Annotated in this window: 1 protein-coding gene; it reads right to left on the bottom strand. The window is 64.5% G+C overall.

Going from position 1 to position 595, the window contains the following annotated elements:
- Positions 1-595: beta-ketoacyl synthase N-terminal-like domain-containing protein (locus HX846_RS13970; protein WP_306173117.1), on the bottom strand; the 595-nt coding region annotated here is incomplete at both ends.

Below are 595 nucleotides of genomic sequence, written 5' to 3' on the forward strand. Positions count from 1 at the left end.
CCGGCGCTGGCCATGCCCAGCACCCGGGCGCGGGCGGTCAGGCCGTGTTTTTTGACGGCTTCAGCAGAGGCCAGAATCAGCGCGGCGGCACCATCGTTCACACCAGAGGCGTTGCCTGCGGTGACGGTCTTTTCCGGACCATTGACCGGCTTGAGTTTGGCCAGGGCTTCCAGGGTGGTATCGGCCCGTGGATGCTCGTCGTGCTCGACCACGGTTTCGCCTTTTTTGTGGGCGACACGCACCGGTACGATTTCTTCGGCGAAGAAACCGGCGGCCTGTGCAGCGGCAGTACGTTGTTGGCTGCGCAGGGCGAAGGCGTCCTGGTCGGCGCGGGAGATTTTATAGTCGTCGGCCACGTTGTCAGCGGTTTGCGGCATCGGGTCGACGCCGTACTGGGCCTTCATCAACGGATTGATAAAGCGCCAGCCGATGGTGGTGTCTTCCAGCTTCATGTTGCGCGAGAACGCCGCATCGGCCTTGCCCATCACGAACGGCGCGCGGGACATCGACTCGACGCCACCGGCAATCGCCAGTTCCATCTCGCCGCTGGCGATGGCGCGGAAGGCCGTGCCGATCGCGTCCATGCCCGAAGCGC

The organism is Pseudomonas sp. K5002 (assembly GCF_013386655.1).
Lineage (GTDB): Bacteria > Pseudomonadota > Gammaproteobacteria > Pseudomonadales > Pseudomonadaceae > Aquipseudomonas.